Origin of the sequence: Stenotrophomonas sp. TWI1151, from assembly GCF_039673135.1 — a bacterium.
Lineage (GTDB): Bacteria > Pseudomonadota > Gammaproteobacteria > Xanthomonadales > Xanthomonadaceae > Stenotrophomonas.
The window spans coordinates 332,898-351,903 of the sequence record NZ_JBDJLA010000002.1 but is presented as its reverse complement, the minus strand read 5'-3'; the positions used below and the strand labels follow the sequence as shown (position 1 = coordinate 351,903).

General features: G+C 67.8%; 21 protein-coding genes and 1 tRNA gene. 5 read left to right on the top strand and 17 right to left on the bottom strand.

The annotated features are described in order from the left end of the window. Positions 1-209: 209 nt before the first annotated feature. Positions 210-1,130: an EamA family transporter RarD gene (gene rarD, locus ABE422_RS05690; RefSeq protein WP_313219913.1), complete on the bottom strand. Its 921-nt coding sequence runs from the start codon at positions 1,128-1,130 to the stop codon at positions 210-212. Continuing rightward, positions 1,127-2,029, bottom strand: a complete 903-nt coding sequence (gene yedA / locus ABE422_RS05685) for a drug/metabolite exporter YedA (protein WP_313219912.1) — start codon at positions 2,027-2,029, stop codon at positions 1,127-1,129. The genes rarD and yedA overlap by 4 nt, the downstream gene beginning before the upstream one ends. Before the next feature lie 178 nt (positions 2,030-2,207). Here yedA and ABE422_RS05680 point away from each other — a divergent pair, with 178 nt between their 5' ends. Beyond that, positions 2,208-3,542, top strand: coding sequence for an MFS transporter (locus ABE422_RS05680; protein WP_346482631.1), 1,335 nt, complete (start codon positions 2,208-2,210; stop codon positions 3,540-3,542). A gap of 40 nt (positions 3,543-3,582) precedes the next feature. After that, positions 3,583-3,966, top strand: a complete 384-nt coding sequence (locus ABE422_RS05675; RefSeq protein ID WP_346482630.1) for a hypothetical protein — start codon at positions 3,583-3,585, stop codon at positions 3,964-3,966. Positions 3,967-3,985: 19 nt separating this feature from the next. Here ABE422_RS05675 and ABE422_RS05670 read toward each other — a convergent pair whose 3' ends face one another. The 4 genes from ABE422_RS05670 to ABE422_RS05655 all read right to left on the bottom strand — a co-directional run bounded on the left by ABE422_RS05670 (position 3,986) and on the right by ABE422_RS05655 (position 8,470). After that, positions 3,986-5,638 (bottom strand): M28 family metallopeptidase, encoded by a 1,653-nt coding sequence (locus ABE422_RS05670; protein WP_346482644.1) that lies wholly within the window; start codon positions 5,636-5,638, stop codon positions 3,986-3,988. 71 nt (positions 5,639-5,709) lie between these two features. Continuing rightward, positions 5,710-6,642 (bottom strand): MBL fold metallo-hydrolase, encoded by a 933-nt coding sequence (locus tag ABE422_RS05665; RefSeq protein ID WP_346482629.1) that lies wholly within the window; start codon positions 6,640-6,642, stop codon positions 5,710-5,712. A gap of 40 nt (positions 6,643-6,682) precedes the next feature. Continuing rightward, positions 6,683-7,012, bottom strand: coding sequence for a hypothetical protein (locus tag ABE422_RS05660; RefSeq protein ID WP_019185526.1), 330 nt, complete (start codon positions 7,010-7,012; stop codon positions 6,683-6,685). A 168-nt stretch (positions 7,013-7,180) separates the two neighbouring features. Continuing rightward, positions 7,181-8,470, bottom strand: coding sequence for a tryptophan--tRNA ligase (locus tag ABE422_RS05655; protein ID WP_313208855.1), 1,290 nt, complete (start codon positions 8,468-8,470; stop codon positions 7,181-7,183). Positions 8,471-8,577: 107 nt separating this feature from the next. Here ABE422_RS05655 and ABE422_RS05650 point away from each other — a divergent pair, with 107 nt between their 5' ends. Further along, positions 8,578-9,381 (top strand): hypothetical protein, encoded by an 804-nt coding sequence (locus ABE422_RS05650; RefSeq protein WP_346482628.1) that lies wholly within the window; start codon positions 8,578-8,580, stop codon positions 9,379-9,381. Positions 9,382-9,472: 91 nt separating this feature from the next. On the opposite strand, the gene ABE422_RS05645 is transcribed toward ABE422_RS05650, so the two are convergent. The 7 genes from ABE422_RS05645 to birA form a co-directional block, all read right to left on the bottom strand. After that, a complete protein-coding gene (locus ABE422_RS05645; protein WP_019185523.1) occupies positions 9,473-9,694 on the bottom strand; it encodes a CsbD family protein in 222 nt (73 codons plus the stop codon). A gap of 200 nt (positions 9,695-9,894) precedes the next feature. Next, complete coding sequence (locus ABE422_RS05640) at positions 9,895-10,032, bottom strand: entericidin A/B family lipoprotein (protein ID WP_019185522.1); 138 nt, start codon at positions 10,030-10,032, stop codon at positions 9,895-9,897. 191 nt (positions 10,033-10,223) lie between these two features. Next, a complete protein-coding gene (rocF, locus tag ABE422_RS05635; protein WP_346482627.1) occupies positions 10,224-11,144 on the bottom strand; it encodes an arginase in 921 nt (306 codons plus the stop codon). A 93-nt stretch (positions 11,145-11,237) separates the two neighbouring features. Then, a tRNA-Thr gene (locus ABE422_RS05630) sits at positions 11,238-11,313 on the bottom strand. Between the two features lie 41 nt (positions 11,314-11,354). Further along, a complete protein-coding gene (locus ABE422_RS05625) occupies positions 11,355-12,188 on the bottom strand; it encodes an SPOR domain-containing protein (protein ID WP_346482626.1) in 834 nt (277 codons plus the stop codon). Positions 12,189-12,197: 9 nt separating this feature from the next. Beyond that, positions 12,198-12,935 (bottom strand): type III pantothenate kinase, encoded by a 738-nt coding sequence (locus tag ABE422_RS05620; RefSeq protein WP_313208859.1) that lies wholly within the window; start codon positions 12,933-12,935, stop codon positions 12,198-12,200. Beyond that, a complete protein-coding gene (birA, locus tag ABE422_RS05615) occupies positions 12,932-13,897 on the bottom strand; it encodes a bifunctional biotin--[acetyl-CoA-carboxylase] ligase/biotin operon repressor BirA (protein ID WP_346482625.1) in 966 nt (321 codons plus the stop codon). Before birA ends, ABE422_RS05620 begins: the two co-directional genes overlap by 4 nt. A 129-nt stretch (positions 13,898-14,026) precedes the next feature. Here birA and ABE422_RS05610 point away from each other — a divergent pair, with 129 nt between their 5' ends. Beyond that, complete coding sequence (locus ABE422_RS05610) at positions 14,027-14,302, top strand: hypothetical protein (RefSeq protein WP_121044234.1); 276 nt, start codon at positions 14,027-14,029, stop codon at positions 14,300-14,302. Further along, positions 14,269-15,054, top strand: coding sequence for a M90 family metallopeptidase (locus ABE422_RS05605; RefSeq protein ID WP_346464207.1), 786 nt, complete (start codon positions 14,269-14,271; stop codon positions 15,052-15,054). Before ABE422_RS05610 ends, ABE422_RS05605 begins: the two co-directional genes overlap by 34 nt. A gap of 94 nt (positions 15,055-15,148) precedes the next feature. Here ABE422_RS05605 and ABE422_RS05600 read toward each other — a convergent pair whose 3' ends face one another. The 4 genes from ABE422_RS05600 to dusA form a co-directional block, all read right to left on the bottom strand. Further along, entirely contained in the window at positions 15,149-16,573 is a 1,425-nt protein-coding gene (locus ABE422_RS05600; protein WP_070474511.1) for a sensor histidine kinase, read from the bottom strand. Between the two features lie 20 nt (positions 16,574-16,593). Next, positions 16,594-17,277: a response regulator transcription factor gene (locus tag ABE422_RS05595; RefSeq protein ID WP_019185514.1), complete on the bottom strand. Its 684-nt coding sequence runs from the start codon at positions 17,275-17,277 to the stop codon at positions 16,594-16,596. 77 nt (positions 17,278-17,354) lie between these two features. Next, positions 17,355-17,723 (bottom strand): hypothetical protein, encoded by a 369-nt coding sequence (locus ABE422_RS05590; protein WP_313208862.1) that lies wholly within the window; start codon positions 17,721-17,723, stop codon positions 17,355-17,357. Positions 17,724-17,935: 212 nt separating this feature from the next. Continuing rightward, positions 17,936-18,970, bottom strand: coding sequence for a tRNA dihydrouridine(20/20a) synthase DusA (gene dusA, locus ABE422_RS05585; RefSeq protein WP_346482624.1), 1,035 nt, complete (start codon positions 18,968-18,970; stop codon positions 17,936-17,938). Between the last annotated feature and the right edge of the window lie 36 nt (positions 18,971-19,006).

The window sequence follows — 19,006 nt, the reverse complement described above, 5'->3', positions numbered from 1 at the left end:
CTCGGCGCTGCAGCAATGGCGCCGCAGCGCCGTGCCGCCTGTCGCTTTGACTTTGGCCACCAGCCCACTGTCGGAGGCGGGGTGTGGGTGGGTGCGCGGGACCATATGCCGCCATGGATGGGTTCACGGCGGGTCCCGCGCACCCACCCACACCCCGCCTGGCCACGCACCCCGGCAAACCAGGGCTCAGGCTTTCAGGCTTTCAGCCTTCAGCGCTTCAACGCACCACCCACCCGCGACCGCCACACTCCGTCGCCGATGAACAGCAGCAGCCCGGTCCAGATCGCCGCGAAGCCCACCGCCTTGGCCGTATCGAACGGCTCGCGGAAAAAGAACACGCCCAACAACAACCCGATACTGGGCGCGATGTACTGCAGAATCCCGACCAGCGACAACGGAATCCGCTTCACCCCGTACGCGAAGCCGATCAACGGCAACGCCGTCACCGCACCGCCGAAGATCAACAGCGCATCATTGCGCCAGCCCCAGCCGCTGAAGAAACCGCCCCCGTGCCCGTTCTCGCTCCACAGCGCGAACCCGATCGCCGGCAGGAACAGATACAGACTCTCCACGCCGAGGCCGGCCACCGGGTCCACCGAGATCATCTTGCGCAGCAGTCCGTACAGGCCGAACGAACAGGCCAGCCCCAGCGCGATCCAGGGCGGCGTTCCCGCATCGAGGGTCAGCCATGCCACACCGAGGGCCGCGCAGCCCACCGCGAGCCACTGCAGGCGGCGCAGGCGCTCTTTGAGCACCACCACGCCGAGCACCACGCTGACCAGCGGGTTGATGAAGTACCCCAGGCTGGTCTCGATCACGTGCCCGGCGTTGATCGCCCAGATGTACAGGCCCCAGTTGAACGCGATCGCCACGCTGCTCAGTGCCAGCGTCGGCAGCGCGCGCGGCTGCGCGGCGATGGCCTTCCACCAGCCCACTCCGTTGCTCAGCAGCAGCCAGGCCACCACCAGCACCGTGCTCCAGATGATGCGGTGCGCGATGATCTGCTGCGACGGGACCGCTTTGAGCAGGTGCCAGTAGACCGGCACCAGGCCCCACAGGGTGAAGGTGAAGGCAGTGATCGCGAACCCGCGGCGTTGTTCCTGCAGGCTGTGTTGGGCGGGCAGGCTCACTTCGCGCGCGTCCGGGCCAGGGTCAGCACCACCACGCCGGCCAGGATCACCGCCATCGCGAGGAAGTCGCGGCCGCCGAAATGCTCGTTGCCGATGATCACGCCCAGGATCACCGCGATCACCGGATTGACGTAGGCGTAGCTGGCCACCAGCGCCGGGCGCACGTTGTGCAGCAGCCACACGTAGGCGGTGAAGGCGACGATCGAACCGAACATGCACAGGTAGGCCACCGCCAGCAGCCCATTCATGCTGGGCCAGGTGGTCGGGCGTTCGCCACTGAGCAGGCCGAGCACGATCAGCATCGCGCCACCGCAGAGCATCTGCCCGGCGGCGGTCATGAACGGGCTGGGCAGATCCAGGCCGCGCGCCCAGATCGAGCCGAAGGCCCAGCCGATCGGGGCGATCAGCAGCAGGATCAACCCCTGCGGCGTGGCGGTCAGGCTGCTGCCGGCGTTGAGCCAGACCACGCCGAGGAAGCCGATCGCGATGCCCAGCCACTCGCCACGGCTGGCGTTCTGCCCGCGCATCGCGCCGAACAGGGCCATCCACAGCGGCACCGAGGCCACGGCGGTCGCGGCCAGGCCCGAGGACACCGTGCGCTCGGCCAGCACCACCATGCCGTTGCCCAGCACCAGCATGGTCAGGCCCATGATCGCCAGGTTGCGCCACTGGCGCCGGGTCGGGGCAGGCGAGCCACGCCAGCGCAGCACGGCGTACATCAGCGAGCCGGCGATGATGAACCGGCCGCCGGAAACCATCGTCAGCGGCAGCGCGCCGCCCTCCAGCGCCAGCCGGATCCCGAGATAGGTGGACCCCCAGACCACGTACACCAGCAGCAGCGCCAGGACGACCAGGCCGCTGCGGGGAGCGGCCGACGGGGATTCGGGTAGGACGGCCATGGGCCACCACAGTGCGGGGGAACACGAATTCTAGGCCGTTGCCGATGGCGCGGCACCCCTTGTGCTGGCACGCTGATTTCACCGGGCCGCCTCGTGCTGCCTGACACGCACCCGTTTTTGACGTGCGGTAAGGTAACAAGAGCAATCCACGCTTCCCCGCCAGGACCCCCTACCCTGTATGAGTACATCCGTCCCCGCCACCGCGGCACCTTCCGACCGGGCCGCCCTGCGGCGTTCCATCTCCAATACCCTCAAAGGCTCGGCCGGCAATCTGGTCGAGTGGTATGACGTCTACGTCTACTCGGTCTTCGCGGTCTACTTCGAATCCCAGTTCTTCTCGGCCGCCGACAAGAACTCCACGATGTACGTGTGGGCGATCTTCGCCGCCACCTTCCTGATGCGCCCGATCGGCGCGTGGTACTTCGGCCGCTTCGCCGACCGCTACGGCCGCCGGCTGGCGCTGACGGTGTCGGTCACGGTGATGGCCGCCTGTTCGTTCCTGATCGCGATCACCCCGACCGCCTCGCAGATCGGCATCTGGGCGGCGGTGATCCTGCTGTTCGCGCGCCTGCTGCAGGGCTTCGCCACCGGCGGCGAGTACGGCACCAGCGCGACGTACATGTCCGAGGCCGCCATCCCCGGCCGGCGCGGCTTCCTGTCCTCGTTCCACTACGTCACGCTGGTCGGTGGCCACGTGCTGGCGCAGCTGACCCTGCTGGGCATGCTGACCTTCTGGGACAAGCCGGAGATCTCCGCCTGGGGCTGGCGCGTGGCGTTCGGTATCGGCGGCATCGCGGCGATCGTGGTGTTCTGGCTGCGCCGCAGCATGGACGAATCGCTGCAGACCGATTCCATCGAAGCCGCACGCGATGGCCGCGCCAAGGCCTCCGGCTCGATGCGTGAGCTGTTCGTCAACCAGTGGCGTCCGCTGCTGCTGTGCTTCCTGATCACCGCCGGCGGCACCGTCGCGTTCTATACCTATTCGGTCAACGGGCCGAAGATGATCCAGAGCGCATTCGCGGGCGATGACGTCATGACCGGCACGATGATCAACCTCGGCGTGCTGACCTTCCTGATGGTGCTGCAGCCGATCGGCGGCTGGCTGTCGGACATGGTCGGGCGCAAGAGCCTGCTGGTGTTCTTCGGTATCGGCGGCGTGCTGTACAGCTGGTACCTGATCACTGAACTGCCCAACCAGCACGATCCGTTCATGGCCTTCCTGGTGCTGGGCCTCGGCTTCGTGATCCTGACCGGCTACACCTCGATCAACGCCGTGGTCAAAGCCGAACTGTTCCCCACCCATGTGCGCGCACTGGGCGTGGGCTTTGGGTATGCAATGGCCAACTCGCTGTTCGGTGGTACCGCGCCGCTGCTGTACCAGGGCGCGCTGAAGACCGGCCAGGTCGGCATGTTCGCGGTGTACGTCACGGCGATCATCGCCGTCTCGCTGGTGGTCTATATGTTCTTCCTGACCAACAAGGGCCCGAACTGGCTTGATGGCACGCGCAAGTAACCGCGGCACGGCCCACCCCGCGATCGCGCGGGGTGGGGGGATGCTCGCGATGCTGGTCCCGGGCTTCGCCCAGGCCGGCACCGCTGCTCATGCAATCAGCGCCCCTGCGGGCGCTGCATTGTTATGGGGGGCTGCCCTGCTCGCCACCGGCACGACCGTGGCGTGGGTGCTGGGTCGCCCATCGGCACAGGCCCGCTGGCCGCGGATCGGTTTCGGCCTGGCGCTGCTGGCAGTGATGGTCGCCCTGGCACTGCAACTGGCGGCCGACCTCGGCAGCGGGCACAGCGCGCTGCAGCTGCGTTTCGGCCGGCATGCCGCCAGTGCCGACACCCAGCCGGCGCGGTTCGGCTGGATGATCGCCTGTTACCTGGCCGCGCTCGCGGCCAGCGGCTGGGGCGCCTGGCGTCTGTTGCGGCGGCGCTGAGCGCCGCCGACGGTACGCCTCAACGGCGCGCCGATTCGCTCTTCTCGCGCTCGGCGCGGAACTCGGAGCCTTCTTCCCACTGCGGCCAGCGACGGCTGTTGGCCAGCTCTGCGCCCAGGTCGTAGACCAGCAGGGTATCGGCGGCGTGGCCGCTCGGATCCCAGCTCGGGGTCCACGCATCGCAGGCCTGGTGATAGCAGGCAGCGAAGTAGGCATCGCGCAGCTCTCGGCCCTTCTCGATCCCACCCTCACGCATGTCCAGCCCCGGCCCGATGGTGATCGCCGGCACGCCGAGGCGGGCGAAGGCGAAGTGGTCGGCGCGGTAGAAGAAGCCCGCTTCCAGGTTCGGATCCGGCGAATAGGTGCGGCCACGGGCCTTGGCCACGCGCTCCAGGTCGCCTTCCAGCGAAACCCGGCCCTTGCCCCACGACGCGATATCGCGGGTCGGGCCATCCGGGCTGAACATCTCGATGTTCAACACCGCGGCGGTCTTGTCCAGCGGGGCCAGCGGGTGCGCGGCGTAGTAGCTGGCACCGAGCAGGCCCTTCTCTTCGGCGGTCAGCGCCACGAAGTACAGCGTGCGCTGCGGCTGCGGGCCGGCAGCGAAGACGCGGCCCAGCTCGAGCACGGTGGCCACGCCGGTGGCGTTGTCGATCGCGCCGCGACGGATGCGGTCGCCCTTGGCATCGGGCTGGCCGATACCGAAGGCATCCCAATGCGCGGAGAAGATCACCGCTTCATCGGCATGCGCGCCGCCCGGCAGCTTGGCCACCACGTTGCGGGTGATCACCTGCTCGCGCTTGAGCTTGAAGTCCACCGAGAGCTGCGCATCGCCCAGCGCGACCGGCTTGAAGGCCGGGGTCATCGCACGGCGCTTCTCGGCCTCGAAATCCAGGCCCGCATCGCGGAACAGCTGCTCGGCCAGGCTGCGCTGCATCCAGCCGCGCACCGGCACGTGCTGGGCCAGGGCCTGCTCGCGGGTGCGTTCGATATCGAACAGCGGCGAGGTGCCCGAACTCTTCACCGTGGCCCAGCCATACGCGGCCGGCGCGGTCTCGTGCACGATCAGCACGCCCTGCGCACCGCGGCGCGCGGCCTCTTCGAATTTGTACGTCCAGCGGCCGTAATAGGTCACCGCCTTGCCATCGAACGCGCCCGGCTGGTCGGCCTCGAAATCGGCGTCGTTGATCAGCACCACCGCGATCTTGCCGTGCAGATCGACGTCCTTGTAATCGTTCCAGTGGCGCTCGGGCGCATCGATGCCGTAGCCCACGAACACCAGCGGAGCGTTCTTGATCGCCACCGCATCCTGCGGACGCAGGCTCTGCAGGGTCACGTCTTCGCCATTGACCAGGGCGCGCTGCTTGCCCTTCTGGCGCAGCTGCGCACGCACCGGGCCATCGACCTGCGCACGCACCATCGGCACCGGCTGCACCCAGCTGCCGTCGACGCCGCCGGGCTGCAGGCCGTACGTCTTGAACTCTTCGATCAGGTACTGGACGGTGCGCTCTTCACCCTGCGTGGCCGGCGCGCGGCCTTCGAACGCGTCCGAGGCCAGGATGCGGACATGCCGCGACAGGGCCTGGGGATCGATGCCGCCACCGGGCAGGTCATTGGCGGCGTGGGCCAGGCCGCCCACGAACAGGCAGGACGACAGCAGCAGCATGCGCATCGGATTCACGGCAGACACCAGGACGGAAAACAGGACACCGGAGTGTAACGTGACACCTCCGTGACCGTGCACTAGCGCCGATCGCGATCCAGCCAGCAGGCCAGGCCCTGGGCGTTGAGTTCGATGTCCATCGCCAGCACCCGGGTCACCGCCTCATCATCGAGCGGGCAGCCATGCGCCTGCGCGCGTTCCAGGTACAGCGCGGTCAGCGCCGCGACCAGGCAGCGATGCCGATCCGGCCGACCATCGCATTGGCGACCGATCTCGACCATCGCATCGATCTGCTCGACAAGATCCGCCGCCAGTTTCCGCGGCGGTGCCACGCGCCCGTAGTGGGTCAGGTACATGGCCTGTGGATCGTAGGCCAGCATCTTCGCGATCGACTGCTTCAGCGGCTCGGGATCGAACTGCACCGGCGATGAGGTCGGCACGATGAAGGCCCCCTGCGTACTGTCCAGCTCGCGGTAGGACAGCCCGAAGGTATCGCCGGTGAACCAGCTGCGGCTGCGTGCATCCCACACGCACAGATGATGACGCGCGTGCCCGGGCGTATCCACGCACAGCAGCGGGCGGCCGGCCAGATCCACGGTGTGGCCCTCCTCGGCAATCACCACCCGGTCGGCAGGGACCGCCAGGATCGGCCCATAACTGCGCGCGATCTCCGCTTCGCCATAGACCTCGGTGGCACCGGCGATCAGCCGGGCCGGATCGATCATGTGCGGCGCGCCGCGCGGATGCACCACCAGCGTGGCGTTGGCCAGCTGCTGCATCAGCAGGCCGGCACCCCCGGCATGGTCCAGGTGCACGTGGGTGAGGATCAGCCAGTCGACCTGCTCGGGTGTGCAGCCGGCGCGCGCCAACGCGGCGAGCATCGCCGGCACGGCCAGGCCGGTACCGCAATCGATGAACGCCGCCCGGCCGTTCTCGACAATCAGGTAGGCGGCATCGAAATCATCGCGCTGGAACGCGGTGTCAATCGTATGAATGCTGGGCTCGGAGTGCATCAACACATCCCTGGCACGAAACGCCTCCATCTTACGTCGATCAGTGCAGCGGCTTCGATGCGGCTTTGGTCGCAGTCGCGCTCAGCAGTGGCCCACGCAGCAGCACCGCGGCCACCATCACCGCCAGGAATGCACCGTAGGCATAGAGCACCGCCAGCACCTGTCGCCAGATCGGTCCGGCATCGTTCTGGACCACGCCGATGTGGTGGCCCCACAGCATCGCCAGGATGCTCAGCACGAAGGCCAGCACCAGCGCAGCACCATCGAACACGCGGCGCGCGGTGCCACGCGGCTGGCGCGGAAACAGCCAGTACAGCGTGCCCAGCAGCACGAACCAGGGCAGGAACAACAACAACGACAACCAGGCCATCGCAGTCTCCCGTGCAGGAACACGCCCCTGCGGCGTGCAGGGGCATCATGCCATAGCGGTTGCATCGACCCACGGTCGATGCCTGCGTGATGGGGCGTTCGCCTGGTTGCCGGCCAGCGGCCGGCACTACGTGATGCTGCGGTTACCTGCGCCGGACAGCCGCCGGCATTACCCGCGCAGCGCCTGGAGTGCGGCCAGCACGACGTCCACCTCGGCCTCGAGCTTGAACAGCTCACTCTGCAGGCCGTCGCCATGTTCGGTCTGCTTGAGCACGCCGATCAGCTGGCCGGCGTCACGCGGCGAATCAAAGCCTTCGCTCTGGATCAGCAGCGTGCCGTCACTGGCCTGCAGCTTGAAGTAGAAGCGGCCATCCTGTTCGCGGTACTGCTTGAACAGCGGCGGTGCAGCGCGTGCGGCCCCGCTTTCCTCGCTGGGCACGTCACCGGCGGTGGAGAGATCACGCAGGCCGACCGCATGACGCAGCTCCTTGAGCAACGGCACCGCGAACTGCTCGCGCAGCTGCTGGCCACGACGACGCAGCAGCGCCTCGATCTTTTCCGGCTCGGCCATCAGCGCGTCATAGCGCTCGCGCAGCGGGGTGATCTCGCTGTCGATGCGCTCGAACAGCTGCTGCTTGGCATCGCCCCAGCTGATGCCCTCGGCGAAGGCCTGCGCGAACGCCGCGGTCTGCTCCGGGGTGGCGAACGCCTGGTACATCTGGAACAGCGCCGAGCCTTCGGTGCTCTTGGGCTCGCCGGGTGCGCGCGAATCGGTCAGGATCGAGAACACCAGCTTCTTCAGCTCCGCGCGCGGGGCGAACAGCGGAATGGTGTTGTGGTAGCTCTTGCTCATCTTGCGGCCGTCCAGGCCCGCCAGCGTGGCGACCTGCTCATCGATCACGACCTCCGGCAGCGGGAAGAACGCCTGGCCGTAGACATGGTTGAAGCGCTGCGCGAAATCGCGCGCCATCTCGATGTGCTGGATCTGGTCGCGGCCGACCGGCACGCGGTTGGCCTTGAAGATCAGGATGTCGGCGGCCATCAGCACCGGGTACATGAACAACCCCGCGCTGACCCCGGCGTCGTCATCCAGCTGCTCCTCGCGGTTCTTGTCCACGGCCGCCTTGTAGGCGTGCGCGCGGTTGAGGATGCCCTTGCTGGCGATCACGGTCAGGAACCACATCAGCTCGGTGGTTTCCGGGATGTCGCTCTGCCGGTAGAACCACACCTTGTCCGGATCCAGCCCGCACGCCAGCCAGCTTGCCGCGATCTCCAGCGTGGAGCGCTGGGTGCGCTCGGGCTCCTGCGCCTTGATCAGGCTGTGCAGGTCGGCCAGGAAGAAGAAGCTCTCGATCTCCGAGGCCTGGCTGGCGGTGATCGCCGGACGGATGGCGCCGACGTAGTTGCCCAGGTGGGGCGTGCCGGAGGGGGTGATGCCGGTAAGAACGCGGGTAGTCATGGGGAATCGATGCGGACAGATGAACCGCCCCAGTTTACCTGCCCGCGCTCGACCCCGTTGGCCGGGGCCGTGCGTTTGATCCTGCACCTGCCCTGCGGAGCCTTCCCATGAAACACCTGATCCTGCCCCTGCTTGCCGTGCTGGCCCTGTGCGGCTTCAAACCGGCGGTCCCGCTGCGTCACGACACCGGTCCGGTCCACCTGACGGTGATCGACCGCGACAGCGGCCAGGCCCTGACCCAGTACCGCCAGGACGGCCAGCGCTGGATCGCGGGGCAGCAGGGCCACCGTTACAGCGTGCGCCTGCGCAACGGCAGCGCCGAGCGGGTGCTGGTGGTGCTCTCGGTGGATGGTCTGAATGCCATCAGCGGCGAGGTGGCCGCGCCCCACCAGACCGGCTACGTGCTCAACCCGTGGCAGACCACCGATATCCACGGCTGGCGCAAATCCGCCGAGGAAGTCGCGCAGTTCGTGTTCACCGATCCGGACCGCAGCTACGCCGGCCGCACCGGGCGCCCGGCCAACATCGGCGTGATCGGTGTGGCGGTCTTCCACGAAGCCGGGCGCGTGTCCTGGGACGCCGCGCCCGCCGTGGCCGGCGCGGCCGATGCCAAGGCGCGCCCCCAGGCACGGTCGTCTTCCATGGAGACCGCCCGCGTGACCGGTTCCACCACCGCGCCGGCACCGCAACTGGGCACCGGCCATGGCCAGCGCGAGCCGTCGCGGGTGCGCAACACCACATTCGAGCGCAATACCGCGTCTCCGGCGCAACAGGTGCAGGTGCGCTACGACAGCGAACGCAACCTGGTGGCACGCGGCATTATTGCGCGGGTGAACGGGCCCGTGCGTGGCGAGCCACAGGCCTTCCCCGGCCAGTACGTGCCCGATCCACCGCTGTATCGCCGCCGCTGATCGCCAAGGCACCCCAACAAAAACGGGCCGCTCTCGCGGCCCGTTCCGGTTTCAACTCCCCGACGGCGGTGCCGTCGTCACGAATCACCCCTCAGTGGTAATCCGGATAATCCTTGCGCATGGCAGCTTCGAAGTCGCGGACTTCGGTTTCAGCACGGTCGCGTGCCCAGCCATAGCGTTCCTGCAGGCGGCCCGCGAGGTACTCGGCGTTGCCTTCGGCCACCTTGAAATCGTCGTCGGTCAGGTCGCCCCACTTGGCCTGCGCCTTGCCCTTGAGCTGCGTCCACTTGCCGGAAATGATGTCTTTGTTCATGGGTTCGCTTCCTCGATTGCAACGGCCATCTCGCCGTGGGATCAGAATGCGCCCGCCCGCGTTGGCACGCGGTCAAGCGACGATGAAGCGCACACTCACGAGCTTGAATGGATTCACCACACACACGTTGCGCGGTCATTTTCTGGACATGAAAAAGGCCGGGAATCCCCGGCCTTTTCCGTTGACGCCTGATCCGTGGATCAGTTGCCCTTGGCAGCGCCTTCGACCGTTTCACCGGCCTTCTGCACGTCCTTGCCAGCACCAGCAACGGTGTTGCAGCCGGACAGCATGGCGACCGAGAACATCGACAACAGCATCAGTGCGATAACACGCTTCATAGGGTTCTCCTGGTTGATCAAATTCAATACCGGAATCCGGTCCCGCCTGTCAGATGAGCACGCCAGCGCAACTCCTCTTCCTGACCTGCAGCGCTGTGGGTCGAAACACACGGCGCCGCGTGACGTGCAATCTGGCGGGAGAGGCGTGCAGCGGATGTGAATGCAGGAAAACGCTGTTCAGCCAGACATCCTCAATCACGCATCAGCGTCGACTTGCCGAACAGGCTTTCGACCAGATCCACCGCCAGCTCCGCGGTGGCGTTGCGGTTGTCCAGCAGCGGATTCAGCTCCACGATGTCCAGCGATCCCATGCGCCCGGTGTCGGCGATCATCTCCATCACCAGCTGTGCTTCGCGGTAGTTCACCCCGCCCGGCACCGTGGTGCCGACGCCGGGTGCAATGCTGGGATCCAGGAAATCCACGTCGAAGCTGACGTGCAGGTGCGTGTTGGCATCGATGCCGGCCAGCGCTGCCTCCATCGTGCGCTTCATGCCGGCTTCGTCGATGTAGCGCATGTCATAGACATCCACCTGGTGCTGCTTGATCAGGCGCTTCTCTTCCTGGTCCACCGAGCGGATGCCGATCTGGTGCACCTGCTGCGGGCGGATCGCCGGCGCATCGCCACCCAGCCGGGTCAACGCGTCCGGGCCGAGCCCGCACAGGCAGGCCACCGGCATGCCGTGCACGTTGCCCGACGGGGTGACCTCGCTGGTGTTGAAATCCGAATGCGCATCCAGCCACAGCACGCGCAGGTCCTTGCCCCGCTCGCGGCACCAGCGCGCGACCGCGGTGATCGAGCCGATGCCCAGGCAGTGGTCGCCGCCGAGCATGATCGGCATGCGCCCGGCCTGTAGTTCGCCGTAGGTGGCGTCCATCAGCGCGCGGTTCCAGGCCACCACTTCGTCAAGATGGCGGTAGCCGTGCACCGGTGCCGTCCACGGGTTGCGCGGACCGGCCAGGTTGCCAAGGTCGCGCACCTCCACGCCGCGCGCGGCCAGTGCATCCCCCAGCCCGGCAATGCGCAGGGCGTCCGGTCCCAGACCCGCGCCACGGTGGCCCGCACCGATATCGGTGGGCACGCCAATCAGGGAAACCGGGGAATACATCGCCATCGCTGTTGCCTCCGTTGCAAAGAGGCCCAGCATAGCCAGCGCGGCGTGATACGACTCGCGGCGCTGCAGCAGTCGTCATCGACCGTGCATCAATGGTGCCGGCACCCGGATTCGAACTGGGGACCTACCGCTTACAAGGCGGTTGCTCTACCAACTGAGCTATGCCGGCATCGGCATCGCGGCGGGACGACCCGTCGCGGAGCCGGGATTCTAGCGCAAGCGCGCGCATTCCAGCGAGCGCTGCTGGGCCGCGCCGCTGCGCTGGCGGGCCACGGCGGTGCCGGTACCGTCGGCCAGGGTCGCATCCAGCCACCACTGCGCGCTGCCATCGCCTCCGCTGGCGACCATGGTTGCCTTGAAACCGGCCGCGCTCAGGGCGGCCAGGCGGCGATCGGCGCCTTCGCGATTGCGGTACTGGCCCAGGGCGATGGCGTTGGTGTCCTCGCCCTGGGCAATGATGTAGTAGTCGCTCACGCCCGCTGCCACGATCCGCTTGACCGTGGCCTGCGCCGCCTCCCGGCTGGCGGCGGGCGGCAGCAGCACGCGGTAACGGGTGGCGCCGGCGTCGGCCACCTCCCGCAGCTTGGCCCCACGCAGGACAGCCCCGGCGCGCGACTGGGCGGCCTGGGCGGCAGCGCGGTCAGCGAACGGCCCCAGGCTCACGCACTGTGCGGGTGCGGGCGGTGCGGTGACGGGTGCGGGTACGGCGGGCGCTGCGGGTGCGGCGGCCACCGGAGCGGGCGCAGGCAGGCTGGCGGCGGGCCTGGGCGCAGAGGTGTCAGCCACGGCGGTCGCCGGCGCGGAGACCGGCCCCGGCGGTTGGGCCACCGGCGCGGAGGCGGGCGTCACGTCCTGCAGGGCTGGCGTGGCATCCGGGGAAGCCACCATGGTCGTCGGCGCCTGGGTGGCCGGCAACACCTCCAGCTGCGCCACACCGGCCGGCGAGGCCGGCGGTTCGCTGGCCGGTTCGCCACGCAACAGCCACCACAGCGCGACACCGAGGTTGAGAATGACCAGGACGACGATCAGGGCACGGGTAAGCATCGGCTGATCCTAGCCTGCCGATGGCGGTTGATGCACGGCCCAGCGGGCCAGCCCATCAAGCACCAGCGAGGGCTGGAATTCGGCATCGCCGAGCAGCGGCAGCAACGCGGGCGCACCGCCGCCGTGCACCAGCAGATGCGGCAACGCACCGAGCCGTTCGCCGCCCTGCACGCGGCTGCGTTCGATCAGCGCCACCGCGGCCCCATCGCAGCCGGAGGCCAGCGCATCGGCGGTGTCGTTGGCGAACTCGCTGTAGTCACCGCCCGCGGCCGGCAGCTGCACGGCACGCGCGTGCAACGCTTCGCGCATGGTGGTCGGCGAGGCCGAGATGCGCCCGCCGTGGTGCTGGCCCTCGGCGTCGAGCAGATCGATGGTGAGCGCGGTGCCGACGCCGGCGATCAGCACCGCCTGGCCACGTGCAGCCACCGCCAACAGCGCCAGATAACGGTCCACGCCGAAGCGGGCGGGGTCGGCATAGGCGATCCGCACACCGGCGTACTCGGCTTCGGTACGTGCCACGCGGACCTGGCGGAAGCGCGCCTGCAATACATCCAGCATGGCCGCGGTCAACGAAGGTGCGGCGACACTGGCAACGTAGGCGGTGTCGCCTGACGGCAGCGCATCCAGTGCCGCGGCCGGCATCGCTTCAGCGCCATGCGGCCACGCCTGCACGTCGCCCGCGCGCACGCCCTGCAGCGGCGCGAACTTGAAGCGCGAATTGCCCAGATCAAACAACCAGTCGCTCATTGCGCCCTCACGCTGACTTCGCCCGCATGGAAAACCCGTTCGTTGCCGTCGATGCGCACGCGCAGCGCCCCGTCGTCGGCCAGACCCAACGCCGTGCCGGCAAACAGCACGCCGCCTTCTTCCACCTGCACCTCGCGCCCGGCCAGGCTGTCCAGCGCGGCATAGCGCGCGAGGAACGGTGCCAGGCCGTCCTGCTCGAACGCATCCAGCGCCGGCAGCAGGCCGGCCAGGATGCGCGCGACCACCACGTTGCGCGACGTCTGTGCGCCGGACAACGTGTCCAGATCGGTCCAGGGCTGGGTGATCTCCGCGGCGAACGCAGCGGGCATGCGCACGTTGACGCCCAGGCCGATCACCGCACGTGCGGGGCCGGCGAACTCACCGCCGCCCTCGATCAACAGGCCGCCGAGCTTATGCCCGTCGACGACAAGGTCATTGGGCCACTTCAGGGCGACGTCCGGATAGCCGGCCTCGCGCAGTGCCTCGGCCACCGCGACCCCGGCGACCAGGCTCAGTCCGCCCAGCCGCGACAGGCCACCGGCAAACCCCCGCAGCACCGAGAGATAGACATGCGCCGCCAGCGGTGAGGCCCATGCCCGCCCACGGCGGCCACGGCCGCGGGTCTGGCGCTCGGCCAGCAGGACGATCGCGCCGCGCTCCGGCGCGCTGCAGCGCAGCAATTCACTGTTCGTTGACGCGACCGACCAGGCCGCCTGCAGGGAGCTCAGCTGGTCGCCGACGGCGCCCGACAACGCCGCCTGGATGGCCTCGGCGTCCAGCAGATCCAGCGGCTGCTGCAACTGGTAGCCGTCACCGGCGCGGCCGTCGATATCGACGCCAGCCGCCCTAAGTCCTTGAATCCGCTTCCAAATCGCGGCGCGGGTCTGGCCCAGTTCGCGCGCCAGCGCGTCGCCGGACAGGCGCCCGGCGCCCAGTTTGGCCAGCAGTTGGCGGTCGTCCACGGCAGCTTCCATCGGGTAAACGGGAAAAGTATGCGGGAAAGCCGCCGCCAGCGCCCGCCCGGAGGCCTTCCAATCCTCCGGCCGAATCGGGCTAGAATCGAGAACTTGACCCGCCGCTGGATGTTGACGATGCGCCCGTTCGCCCATTGCCTGCTCCTCCTGATGGCCCCGCTGGCCGCGCACGCTTCCGATGCGCTCACCACTGCGGGTCGCGGTGCGTGTGTCTATTCGGCAGGCGAGAACGAGCGCAGTGCACCGGCCTCGGCCTCGGCCGCCGCCGCACCGGCCACGGTCAAACCCAGCGCCAGCAGCGGAACCAGCACCGGCGGTGGTGGCGATGACGACGTGCTGCCGCGCCTGCGCGCACCCAAGTGGCACAGCTTCCTGCCGGGTATGTTCCGCTGATCGAACGACTGTTGGGCTGGCTGCGCCGTACGCCACGCGAGATCGACCCTACCCTCTGGGACACCACCTGCCGCCGCGCCGCCTGGCTGCAGCACTTGGACGCTGCCCGCCGCGAACGCCTGCGTGCCCTCGCCGCCCGCTTCCTGCACGAGAAGACCATCAGCCCGGCCGCCGAACTGCAGCTGGAGGACACCGACGGCGTGTTGCTGGCCGCGCTCTGCTGCCTGCCGCTGCTGGAACTGGGCGAGATCGGCCTGCGTGGCTGGTCGCAGCTGATCGTCTATCCCAACGCATTCCGCGTGCACCGCAGCCAGGTGGATGCGGCCGGCGTGCTGCACGAATGGGACGATGCGTTGATCGGCGAATCGTGGGACAGCGGTCCGCTGATTCTGTCGTGGGCCGACATCCAGGCCGACATCGCCGATCCGGAGGCCGGGTTCTGCGTGGCGGTGCATGAGATGGCGCACAAGATCGATGCGCTGGACGGGGCGATCGACGGCACGCCGCCGTTGCCGCGCGCGTGGCAGAAACAATGGGCGGCGGATTTCCAGCAGGCCTATGACGCGTTCTGCGCCGAGGTGGACCAGGGCCGCGAGACGCTGATCGATCCGTATGCGTCCGAGGCGCCGGAAGAATTCTTCGCGGTGGTGAGCGAGTACCACTTCTCCGCACCGGCTCTGCTCGCGCGCGAGATGCCGGCGGTCGCCGGGCATCTGCAGCGGTTCTATGGTCCGTCACCGCTGATGCGGTGACGCGCGCCACGACCAACGGTCGTGGGCTACCTGTCCCGTGGGAATGCCGGGGTACGGGCCATCGGCAGGTACCGACCGTTCGTCGGTACGGCGCTTACGGCCCGGGCGGCAGCTTCACTTCGAAGCGTGCACCACCCAGTTCCGGCGAACGCTTCACCTGCAGTTCGCCGCGGTAATCCTTGATCAGGTCCTGCACGATCGACAGGCCGATGCCGTGACCCTGCACCCGCTCATCGCCGCGCACGCCACGCTGCAGCACCTTGGCGATGTCTTCCGGTGCGATACCCGGGCCATCGTCATCCACCGACAGCACCAGCCCGGCGCGACGCGCACCGGGTGCCGGCAACGGATGCGCGGTCAGCAACACGCGACGCTTGGCCCACTTGAAGGCGTTTTCCAGCAGGTTGCCGAGCAGTTCCTGCAGATCGCCGGGCTCGCCGTGGAAACGCGCGGCCGGGTCGATATCGAATTCGCACAGCACGCCCTTGGACGCGTACACCTTCTCCAGACCCCGCACGATTTCTTCGGCGTTGGATTCAATCGGCAGCGGGGCGGAGAACAGCTTGTGACCGGAGGATGCCGCGCGCGCCAACTGGTAGGACACCAGGTTGTTCATGCGTCGCAGCTGCACGTCGAATTCCTCGCGCAGATCCTCATCGCGTGCGCCGCTGTCGAGCTGCGTACGCAATACCGCAAGCGGCGTCTTCAGGCTGTGCGCGAGATCGGCCAAGGTGTTGCGCTGGCGTTCGAGGTTCTCGCGCTCGCTCTCGATGAAGGCATTGATGCTGTCGGTCAGCGGTTCCAGCTCGCGCGGATGGCGTTCGCTCATGCGCTCGGTTTCACCGCGCTGGACCTTGGTCAGTTCATTGATCACGCGCCGCATCGGACGCAGGCTCCACTGCAGAATCACCGTCTGCAGCAGCAGCAGGATCAGGCCGATGCCGCCGAGGTAGAACCACACGCGCCCGCGGAATACGCGCAGCTGTGCGCCCAGCGCGCGCGAGTCTTCGAGCACGTAGATCGTGTACGGGAATTCGGTGGCCGGGTCGGCGTCGGCATCCCAGACCAGGCCCATGCCATAGCGGTAGGCCGAGCCCTCGCTGCCATCGATCTGGATCATCGGCAACGGGCCTTCGAAGACTTCCTGGCGCGGGGCCAGCATGCCGCCGCCTACCGTGGGCAGCATCGGGCCCTCGGCAGACATGGAGTTGCCCTTGCCGTCCGGCATCACGACCTGCAGATAGAGGCCGCTGCCCGGGACGTCAAAGCGCGGATCCGGTGGCTGCTCACGGATGTACAGCGAGCGGTCACGGGTGAAGTCGATGCCGGCCGCATACGCGGTGGCGTAGTTCTTCAGACGCTCGCGCAGGTTGGCCTTCGCGGTATCGGCGAAGGCGGCGTCCAGCGCGTAGCCGGCCAGGGCCAGGAAGGCCACCAGGCCCACCGAGGCGGCCAACAGCTGGCGCGCCTGCAGTGAGCGCGGCCGCCAGCGTTTAAAGAACCACAGACGGCCGGACATCATCTATCGCCAGCCGCAGCTCAGCCTTCGTTGCGCGGAATGGCGAAGCGGTAACCGCGGCCACGCACGGTTTCGATCGGCTTGAGTTCGCCGTCGGCATCGAGCTTCTTGCGCAGGCGACCGATGAAGACCTCCAGCACGTTGGAGTCGCGGTCGAAGTCCTGCTGATAGATGTGCTCGGTGAGGTCGGCCTTGGAGACCAGTTCACCGGCATGCATCATCAGGTACTCCAGCACCTTGTACTCGTAGCTGGTGAGATCCACGTTGCTGCCGTTGACGCTGACCGTCTGTGCAGCAAGATCCAGCGCGACCGGGCCGCACTCCAGCGTCGGCTTGCTCCAGCCGGCGGCACGGCGCAGCAGCGCATTGACGCGGGCCAGCAGCTCTTCGACGTGGAACGGCTTGACGAGGTAATCGTCGGCGCCCTGCTTGAGGCCCTCGACCTTGTCCTGCCAGCTCGAACGCGCGGTCAGGATCAGCACCGGGAATTTCTTGCCCTCGTCGCGCAGGGCCTTGATCAGCTCCATGCCCGACATCTTGGGCAGGCCAAGATCGATGATGCCGACGTCGAACGGAACTTCGCGGCCCATGTACAGACCTTCCTCACCGTCCTGCGCAGCATCGACGGCAAAGCCTTCGCGCTTGAGCCGGGCTGCCAGTGTTTCCCGCAGCGGGGCTTCGTCTTCGACCAGAAGGATACGCATGAACTCTCCCTAGTGTCCTGGGTATGGCCCCATGGGGCCAGTGGGTAATGCAGATGACTGCGGACAACTATCCCTGTTCAGGGGTTATCGCCGCGTAGTGATGACATATCCGAGCGCGGCGTGCGGGGCTGTGAACGCGATGTCGCCGGATCGTCCATATAGCGGACGCGACCGCGGTCATCCATGTACTTCACCCGGTTGATATCGCGCCCATCGAAGGGCACGCGCTCGGCGCCAAGGATGTGTCCACCGGTAGTACGTTGAACCCGACGCACGGCATCGGACAGCGAGCGCTCCTGCGGACCGCCGCGTTCGGCCGTACGCATCATCTCGGCACGGGCCGCTTCCGGCGGCGGCATCTGCGCCCACGCACTGGTGGAGGCAGCTGCGCCCGTCGCCAGAAGGGCGAAGGCGGCAATGCGGCGGTGGCGGGTCACGGAGAACATCGGTCTGATCCTAGCGGAGCGCGGCTAAACGTTCAAAAGTTGTGAATCGGCAACCGCCAGCCTGGGCCGGCGCTTTACGAATCTTTAGCGAATTCTTGGTTTTAGCCAGTGAATCCGGTCTGAACTTTTCCGCCTGCCTCCCCGCTTTGTTCATCTAAGTGAACATTGGCGGCTAAACCGGGGTCCTTGTCAAGCTGACAAGGTGACGCGGCTCACGCCGCGACGCGCTCGGCCTGGGCACGGGTCACCGCCAGCGCCTGCTCGATCAGGCTCCAGTCGGCCCCGACGCGGTGCGAGCCTTCGCTCAGGATCTGGCGGAAGGCGCGCCCGCCCGGCTGGCCGTGGAACAGGCCCAGCAGGTGGCGGGTGATGTGCTTGAGCGCCAGCACACGGGCCAGCTGGGCCTCGATGTAGGGCTGCATGGCGCGCAGCAGCGCCTCGCGTGACTGCAGCGGTGCACCGGTCTGGGCGGACTCCAGCTGATGCAGCACGTAGGGGTCGTGGTAGGCCGCACGGCCCAGCATCACCCCATCCAGCGCCGGCAACTGGGCCTGCGCGGCCTCGACCGTAGCCAGGCCGCCGTTGAGGACGATCTGCAACTGAGGGCGGTCGGCCTTGAGCCGGTGCGCCCAGTCGTAGCGCAGCGGCGGCACTTCGCGGTTTTCCTTCGGCGAAAGGCCCTTCAGCCACGCATTGCGGGCATGCACCACGAACATCGCGCTGCCGGCGTTGGCCGATTGATCGACGAAGTTCAGGAAGGTTTCGTAGTCGTTGTCGTCATCCACGCCCAAGCGGCACTTGACCGTGACGGGGATGTCCACCGCGGCGACCATCGCGCCCACGCACTCGGCCACCAAGGCCGGCTCGCGCATCAGGCAGGCACCGAAGCGCCCGGCCTGGACCCGATCGGAGGGGCAGCCGCAGTTGAGGTTGACCTCGTCGTAGCCCCACTCCTGCGCGATGCGCGCGGCTTGGGCCAGCAGGGCCGGATCGCTGCCACCGAGCTGCAGCGCGAGCGGATGCTCGCTGCCGTCGAAGCCCAGCAGACGCTCACGGTCGCCGTGGATCACCGCGTTGGCGTGCACCATTTCGGTGTACAGCCGTGCGCCCGGTGCCAGCAACCGGTGGAAGTACCGGCAATGGCGGTCCGTCCAGTCCATCATCGGGGCGACGGACAGGCGCAGGGAGGCGGCGTAACGCGCGTTGGCGTCGGTGGCGGGCTGGGTGGTCATCGGCTGCAGGCGCATCTGGATTCACTGGCATTGCCAGCGCAATCAATAGTT